Genomic DNA, 8,133 nt, shown 5'->3' on the forward strand with positions numbered 1-8,133 from the left:
AAATCAAGATGCTTTAGAGCAAGTAAAAAGAGCTGGAAAAAAACTAAAAAAAACGATTAGGCTAAGAAAAGAAACAGAGGAAAAACTTAAATTACATGTAGAATAGATTAAAATAGGGGTAAGAATTAAATACATAATATTCTTATTTACTGTATTAAACAAATAATTTAATTGATTCATAACAGCAAAATATTACGATATAAGTGAATATAATGATATGGTATAAATATAGAGCTGCTGAATTAGCAGTTCTATTTGTTTTCTGAAAGCTAAATGAACTTTGTGTATGCTTCAATTAGATTATATTACTTACGCATAAGGATTTATATGGTATAATTGGAAATATATTATGGTTAAATTAGATTATGCAGTCAAAAGTGTAAAGTTAAAAAAGCCTAATCTATGCCTAGATAAGGTTAAATTTGAAATTATAGAGGAAGGATTATGTGTTCAAGCTATGCATTTAGGCAGTTATGATGATGAACCTCAAACATTTAATCTAATGCAGCAATTCTGTGTTGAAAATAATCTTGACAGGCTGGAAAAAACACACAAAGAAATATATATATCTGATGCAAGAAAAACTCCACCAGAGAAATTGAAGACAGTTTTGAGATTTAAAGTTAGAGAAAAATCTAAAAAAAGTACGTATTAACAAGCATAAATGTATTAAAACATAATCGTATAAGATTATGAATTTATAGGGAGTGGTATGTATGAGTGAAAAAAGACCTTTAATAATAACATTTATTGGAGATATAAATGTTTTAATTGCTTTATTATCAACATTACTATCAATAGCATCATTATTTCCAGGTTTTCTAGAACTACTTGGTTTTTCTACTATACCATTACCTATTTTTTCATATGATATAATGCAGTTATTATTGTCCATAATTCTCCTAATAGCATCTTATGGCTTTTTGAAACTTAAAAGATGGGGTTATTGGACAATGATAACTTATAGTATATTTTTCCTATTAGTATATATTATTTGGTGTCTGCAAAATAAACAACTATTTCTTTCTACAAACTTTATGCTGACATTTATAGAATTAATATTTATTTTGCCAACAAAAAAATACTTTTATGAAGAGAATTTTGATCAAAGTTGATTTAAGTTGTAGTATTCGTAAATAACAATAGTAAGTATCATTATGTTTGTATACCTAATTTTTTTTTGATAATAATGTTATTATTGCAAGCAAAAACAAACAAACACTGGAATATAACCATGATATTTAAAACTAATGAATAATTTAGTGTGTAGAGAAAGTAATCCTATAGCAAGTATTATAATAACGATTATTTTATTTTTCAAATAATCATCTCCTTATTTATATAGTTAAAAATATACGGATATTTATTGTTGGTATTCTTTTTTTAGTAATGGTATTAGAAGGAAAAAATAATTAATATATAGTATCACAAGATATCGGGAAGGTGCATTTGTTATGAATAAAAAATTAATTATCTTAATAATGTGTTTGTTGACAAGTATTTTGATATTACTTGGTTATAAATCTAAAAAAACTGCACATATATATTTGCCAGCTACTAGAGCTGTCAATGAAAGTGAGTTAAAAGAATTCTTAGATGAAAATAATATCTCTCCTATAGATGTCCAGAATACTAGTGGATTTACAATTGTATTATTTGAAAATGAAGAATCAAAGGGACACTATATGTTATATAAGTATAAAGATGAAAGTGATGGAAAAGAATTATTGCAAGGAAGTTTAATTGTTCCCAATACGTCAAAAGAGCCTCAAGTTTTTATAGGTGGAGTTGCAACTGGTATTCCGTTTATGACAATTATTGTAAATGATAAAGAACTTTTAAAAAAAACATATAAGGTTATAGATTTTTATAATGGTATATCAAAAACAAAATTATTAAATGGGAAAAAAGGTATTATAATTGTACAAGATAAACCTAAGAAAGGGTACAAACAGAATGGTGTAATTACTCTATGTGATAAAAATAATAATGTTTTATATGAAGATGAATATTAGTATAAGTTATAATAGGAAAAATTATAAAGAAGAACAATAGGTTTATTTAGTTGGTATCAGATTTAAGAAAAATAATGATATTGGGTGTAGTGAAAAATATATTGGGCAAATGGGAGGTCCTATAAGTATAGCAAGATCCTCTTTATTTACTAAAATAATATTAGCATCTATTGTAGATCCAATTTTAGAAACATTAATATACCAATATGGAATTATTGAAATTTTCTGTTTTGGGGTCGTTTTTTGGATTCATTGCATAAGAAATTATAGTGCAACTTTTTTAAGCTATTTACCATTAAATTGATGAAGAATTATATAGACTTCATTTACAGTTGCAGTTAATGCTTGACAATGTACCTTTACAGCAGGGTCAAAAATTTCAATATGTTTAAAGTCTTGGGCATTAATATAAAGTGGCTTTATAAGTATAAATAAAAAAGATAATACAACTACTATTTTTTTAGTCACATGAATCACCTCTGTACTATTATTACCTTAATGAACTATAATAATCTAGAGATTCTAGTTTTTCATTTATCATTTGCCCGTAAGACCCCCTGTTCTATAACTGGGAGATGTAAGGGCGTTGCTAATAATTACAAGTATAAATTTAATTATATTAGGTATACTATATATGTTAAGGGGTGAAGTTATGGAACTAGCTTTTAAATATAGAATATATCCAAATAAAGAACAAACTACAATGCTTAATAAAACCTTTGGCTGTAATAGATATATCTTTAATCATTTTCTTAATTATAAGAATGAACAGTACAAAGAAACTAAAAAATCAGTTTCCTATAAAGAATGTTCAAGATTACTAACTACTTTAAAATCTAATTTTGAGTGGTTAAAAGAAATTGATAGTATATCTCTACAACAAACATTAAGAGATTTAGATAAAGCATTTAGAAATTTCTTTAAAGGTTATGGATTTCCTAAATTTAAAAGTAAGCATAATCACTTTCATACTTATAGAACCCAAATGGTTAACAATAATATTGTTATAGAAAATAATAAAATCAAACTTCCCAAAATAGGTTGGATAAATCTTAAATATCATAGACAACTTAAAGGTAGAATTTTAAATGCTACTATATCTAAAACTAATACAAATAAATTCTACGTTTCTCTATGTTGTGAAGTTGATAATATAGAAAAACTACCAAGACTTAATACTGCTATCGCTTTAGATGTAGGTATAAAGTCTTTTTGTGTTACTTCTGATAATGAAATTATTGATAATCCTAAATTCCTTCAAAAGTATTATAAAAAACTTTTGAAAGCTCAAAGAAGATTATCAAGTAAAACTAAAGGAAGTAACAATTTTCACAAAGCTAGAATTAAACTAGCTAAGATCCATGAGAAAATAGCTAACTGTAGACTTGATTTTCTCCATAAGTTAAGTTCAAGACTAATTAACGAAAACCAAGTTATTTGTCTTGAAAATCTTAAAGTAGAAAATATGCTTAAAAACAGTAAGCTGTCAAAACTCATTAGTGATGTAAGTTGGTCTAAGTTTAGACAATTCCTAGAATATAAAGCTAAGTGGTATGGTAGAACTATATCTTTAGTTGATACCTATTACCCTTCAAGCCAAATATGTTTTAACTGTGGTTTTCAAAATGAAGATGTTAAAAACCTTACTGTTAGAGCATGGGAATGTCCAAATTGCCACTACATGCATAAAAACAGAGATTACAATGCAGCACTAAATATATTAAAAGTAGGATTGGAACAATCCGATTTTAAGCCTGTGGAGATAGTAGGTTACGAGGTCTTTGAAACAGGAAGCTCCCACTTCAACCGGTAGGTAAGTGGGGGTAGTTCACAATAAAGTATTTCAGTTTGAAAAATAGTAACCAAAGTATGTGTTCTATCATATTTTAAAAGAAAATACTTTGGTGGTGGATTATTATTAAACTATATCCATGTACAAATATTTCTAAAGATACAGGAAAACATTTATTTTCAAATATCGAATGGTGGTATTATTTTGCTTTTCTTAATGGGGATAAAGGTGGAAAATATGCAACAATGGCTGCATTTTTTCGTACAGGAGATTTTGAGTTTTGCAAAGGGCATTATTTAATTTTTTCTATCCTTGATTTAAAAGAAAACTCTCATCAGAGTTTTTCTTTTACTGACAGCAAGCTACTATATAATATGATTTTGCAGCTTCCAGTTTATTTGTTACTATATCCAGGCGACAAAAAAATGAGAGAACAATTAATCAGTCTTCTTAGAGGCAAAATTCCTTCTCCTCATCAAATGATGAGAAATACTGCTATTGCAAGCAATCCAACGCAACTCTTATATGGAGAATCTTCCCTTTCTTTTATCGATGAATCAGAAAATAAATTTCATGTTCATGTAGTTGGGAACAATGATGTTATTGATCTGCAATTCTGTTCCAATAAACCTATAACGTTAGTCGGAAAAGATGGAAAACCAAATCAATTATTTTACTATTCTTTTACTCAAAATAATGTAGAAGGATTTATTAAAAAAGGGAAAGTAAGAGAATGTGTAAGGGGGAAAGGCTGGTTTGACCATCAATGGGGATATTTAAACAGTTTAATAACAAGGCTATGTTTTAAAAAGATGTTGATATTTCATATAAATTAGGGCTTACATTAGTAAGCCCGTTGATTCGCAAAATAATAAAAATGTGTAATACTATTTTAGTTTTTTAATTAATTTAAATATTTCTTCGGCTTCTTTGTTAATTTGTTCTCCTCTTAAATGAAGTTCGTAAACTCCTTTATTCATTTCTTCAACAAAGTAAATATAATTGATATTAATCTGATTATCTTTTAATGCATGTATAGTTTTATATGCCATTTTAGCAAACTGCTGTGTATCCTGTATTGAGTTATCTTCAAAATAAACATTTACAGTATCAGCAATTTCCTTACAGTTTATCTCCTTGTCAGTATTAAGAATTTCCTCACTACTTACTCCTATATATATTTTTTTAATGCAATTAAATTCACTTTCTTTTTGTAAGTTTGATTGTATTGTTTCACTTAATTTATTGAATTTATCTTTGTTTTTTACTATCAAATAATGTTCTTCTATTCTATCTTCTTCTGTAAGACTAACAGCATTAATAATAAAATTAGTTCCATCATTATTACAGTGAACTTTTGCATAAAAGCCCCCATATATAAAATTATATTTACTCCAATGCAATTTAAAAGATTTGTTTGGATATGTTTTACTTAAATAATTTTTAAATTCATTGTAATGCTTCAATTTGTATCCATTAAAAACACCTACAACAATAATTATTACAGAAATAATTACAAGCATAAGTTTCTTTAACATCATAAACACCTCCTATGATATAACTGTAAATTAATTTTTACTAAATTATATACAGTATAGTAAATATTATCAACCAAAATCATATAAAAACAGGTTCTCTTGTTTTAAAATCATCAATTTTAACTTTTACGAACTTAGAATTGCTATGAACTAAAAAGTTTTTACTTTTAATAAGTTCCTTATCTTCGTCAAAGAATTGAAGCCATTTGAACCAATAAAGATAATTTTTTAGAAATTTTGTTGATACTCCATGAAATTTATACATCCATTTCTTTAACTTACTATGCAAAGAATTGATGTGCTGTATGTGATAAACCCCTTCTTTATGACGACCTCTCTTAATTCGCTTATGGTCTAAATCAAAGTCTTTGGCAAATTGAATATAACTCTTATGACTATCAGTGCAAAGTATTGAACTTTCTCCTATGTGACCATCATACAGCTTCTTCAACTCTTTATGTGTCATTCTACCTTTGCATATTAATTCTATAATTATATTGCCTTGTCTATCAATTGCCGTAGCCACACAAATTTGTTCTTTTGAAATACCTCTTTTCTTTACTTGTTTGCCTCTTTTACGAGCCTTTCTTGGCATTTTAAATGTCTTGCTCTTTTTATGATTACCTTTAAAACTTTCTGCAAAAAATACTTCGTCAGCCTCAATTACACCATCAACAGAACCTATATCCATAAATTTTGCTATAGCATCTAAAATCTTATGCCTCCAAAAGAATGAAGTTGCTATGTTAATTCCAACTATTTTAGCACACCTTCTAATGGAATATCCCATAATCATACATTCAGCGTATTTTAGCCACTTATCTAAAGGTTTCTTTGAATTAGATATAGGCGATTGTGTGAAGTCGCTAAAAGTCTTTCCACAATCTTTACATAGATATCTTTGTTTGCCATTATATTTACCATTTCTAACTACATTGTTACTATCGCAATGTAGACAGATTTTTCCCTTTGAAAAACGATTTTCTCGCACTTCCTCAATAATATTTTTTGTATGAGTAGATAGAGTAAGCACTTCTCCAATTAGATTAAATAATTGCTCTTGTTCTAATGTAGATAACTTCTCAAATTCTGAAAGTAAAGATTTTACACTTGGCATAATGACAAACCTCCGAACAAATATTCTTATCTTAATTATGCCATAGTGTAAAATAAATATACAATATCAACAAAGTTCTTAAACATAGCCAATAACAAAAACAGGTTGGAATTGGTTTGCACTACAGTTAGAAGATGGCCGCGAATTAATAATTAATGAGTTTCTAGACATTAAGACAGGTACAACTTTTTCTCCTATGGCTAACTTAATTGGAGTAGATGGTATTCTGAAATTTACTAGAAACGTTATTTTAAAGCCTATGAAATATTGGAGAAGCCCTCTAACAAATGTACTTTATCCTATAGAGTGGTTTATCAAAATTCCAGATTTCAGCATGGAAATGAAAGTAGTACCAATTCTAAAACAACAAGAAATGCCTGTCTTAGGTCCTCTTCATACAATATGGGAAGGGGCTTGCTTTGTATCGGGAAATGAAATATTTCAAAATAAACAAATAAGGCAAATACATGGAAAAGGTTTTATGGAATTAGTAGGATATGCTAATTATATATCTGTAAAAGCTTAAGTTATATAAAAATTCAAAAGATTAATTGAAAAGAAGTAGTTTTATAGATAAGATAAAAAATAATTCTAGGTATTGGTACTTAGGGTTATTTTTTATTGGTAAACATGTATTCTTTTGTTATAATGAGGGTTAATATAAAATAAAGTGTGTAGGAAATATGATAAAATTTTAATCTTATACGTAGTAAAAATTATTTATATAATGAGAAGGAGTAGTCTATGAAAATAAGAAAAGCAGAACTTGAAGATTTAAATATAATTATAGAGATATTTAGAAATGCAACTAATGCAATGGAGGATAATAATATACACCAATGGGATGAAATATATCCCACTAATACAATTCTTGAACAAGATATATTAAAAAAACAAATGTATGTTGGGATTAAAGATGATAACATTGTTTCTGTTGTAGTGGTTAATAATGAGTTTGATGATCAGTATAAAAATGGTAATTGGGAATATCATAATGAAAGGTTTGTTGTACTACATAGAGTATGTGTTAATCCAATTTATCAGAATCAAAAAATAGGAAAAAATACAATGGTTATGATTGAAGATTTATTACAGAAAGAGGAAATACAATCTATTAGATTAGATGCTTTTTCTCTAAATCCATATGCTTTAAAAATGTATGAAACACTTGGATATCAAAAGGTTGGAGAAACAAATTGGAGAAAAGGATTGTTTTATTTATTTGAGAAGAAACTAAAAGTTTAAATCTTTAGGATATGTTTTAAAGTAGCAGCAAAGTAGATAAAGTTGCTTTGGATGAGATACAAGATAACTCTAGGTATTAGGTACTTAGGGTTATTTTTTCTGGTAAACATGTATTTTTATATTATAATAAGCATTAATATACTATGATTTGGTATGAAGTAGTATTGCAACATATAAAGATGAGGAGCAAGTTAGGGAGGTACCTGTGTTTAAAAAGAAAAAGTTTTTAATTGTTTTAGTATTAGTAATTATACTTATAGGATTATTTGTTGTTATTTATATAAATAGAAGAAAAGATATTTGTAGTGGTATACTAAAGTTGTAACACCTCAGTCGAATAAATGATATAATTTATTTCAGAAAAGAGGTTACGACAATGAAAAAACGAAGATACGAATCAGAATTTAAAAATAAGATTATACGCCT

The 8,133-nt window shown here is 27.1% G+C and carries 10 protein-coding genes; 7 read left to right on the forward strand and 3 right to left on the reverse strand.

From position 1 onward, the window contains the following. Positions 1-349: 349 nt before the first annotated feature. The 3 genes from OIO11_RS06170 to OIO11_RS06180 all read left to right on the forward strand — a co-directional run bounded on the left by OIO11_RS06170 (position 350) and on the right by OIO11_RS06180 (position 2,015). The gene (locus tag OIO11_RS06170) at positions 350-655 is read left to right on the forward strand and encodes a GyrI-like domain-containing protein (protein ID WP_268070572.1); all 306 of its coding nucleotides are present in this window, start codon (positions 350-352) and stop codon (positions 653-655) included. Between the two features lie 61 nt (positions 656-716). Beyond that, positions 717-1,115: a hypothetical protein gene (locus OIO11_RS06175; protein ID WP_268070573.1), complete on the forward strand. Its 399-nt coding sequence runs from the start codon at positions 717-719 to the stop codon at positions 1,113-1,115. 339 nt (positions 1,116-1,454) lie between these two features. Next, positions 1,455-2,015: a hypothetical protein gene (locus OIO11_RS06180; protein ID WP_268070574.1), complete on the forward strand. Its 561-nt coding sequence runs from the start codon at positions 1,455-1,457 to the stop codon at positions 2,013-2,015. A gap of 285 nt (positions 2,016-2,300) precedes the next feature. Here the strand turns inward: OIO11_RS06180 and OIO11_RS06185 are convergent, their stop codons facing one another. Then, positions 2,301-2,483 carry a hypothetical protein gene (locus OIO11_RS06185; protein ID WP_268070575.1) on the reverse strand — a complete coding sequence of 61 codons (183 nt, stop codon included), beginning with the start codon at positions 2,481-2,483 and terminating at the stop codon, positions 2,301-2,303. Between the two features lie 184 nt (positions 2,484-2,667). Between OIO11_RS06185 and tnpB the strand changes: the two genes are divergently transcribed. Next, positions 2,668-3,828 carry an IS200/IS605 family element RNA-guided endonuclease TnpB gene (gene tnpB / locus OIO11_RS06190; RefSeq protein WP_268070576.1) on the forward strand — a complete coding sequence of 387 codons (1,161 nt, stop codon included), beginning with the start codon at positions 2,668-2,670 and terminating at the stop codon, positions 3,826-3,828. Between the two features lie 224 nt (positions 3,829-4,052). Beyond that, positions 4,053-4,643 (forward strand): lipocalin-like domain-containing protein, encoded by a 591-nt coding sequence (locus OIO11_RS06195; protein ID WP_268070577.1) that lies wholly within the window; start codon positions 4,053-4,055, stop codon positions 4,641-4,643. A gap of 51 nt (positions 4,644-4,694) precedes the next feature. On the opposite strand, the gene OIO11_RS06200 is transcribed toward OIO11_RS06195, so the two are convergent. Both OIO11_RS06200 and OIO11_RS06205 read right to left on the reverse strand, forming a co-directional pair. Further along, the gene (locus OIO11_RS06200) at positions 4,695-5,345 is read right to left on the reverse strand and encodes a hypothetical protein (protein ID WP_268070578.1); all 651 of its coding nucleotides are present in this window, start codon (positions 5,343-5,345) and stop codon (positions 4,695-4,697) included. Between the two features lie 79 nt (positions 5,346-5,424). Next, complete coding sequence (locus tag OIO11_RS06205) at positions 5,425-6,462, reverse strand: IS1595 family transposase (protein ID WP_268070579.1); 1,038 nt, start codon at positions 6,460-6,462, stop codon at positions 5,425-5,427. Positions 6,463-6,553: 91 nt separating this feature from the next. On the opposite strand from OIO11_RS06205, the gene OIO11_RS06210 reads away from it, so the two are divergent. Then, positions 6,554-6,988 (forward strand): lipocalin family protein, encoded by a 435-nt coding sequence (locus OIO11_RS06210; RefSeq protein WP_268070581.1) that lies wholly within the window; start codon positions 6,554-6,556, stop codon positions 6,986-6,988. A gap of 218 nt (positions 6,989-7,206) precedes the next feature. Continuing rightward, on the forward strand, positions 7,207-7,707 hold the full coding sequence (locus OIO11_RS06215) for a GNAT family N-acetyltransferase (protein ID WP_268070580.1): 501 nt from the start codon (positions 7,207-7,209) through the stop codon (positions 7,705-7,707). Positions 7,708-8,133 lie beyond the last annotated feature (426 nt).

This window comes from Clostridium sp. ZS2-4 (assembly GCF_026719745.1).
Taxonomy (GTDB): domain Bacteria; phylum Bacillota; class Clostridia; order Clostridiales; family Clostridiaceae; genus Clostridium_H.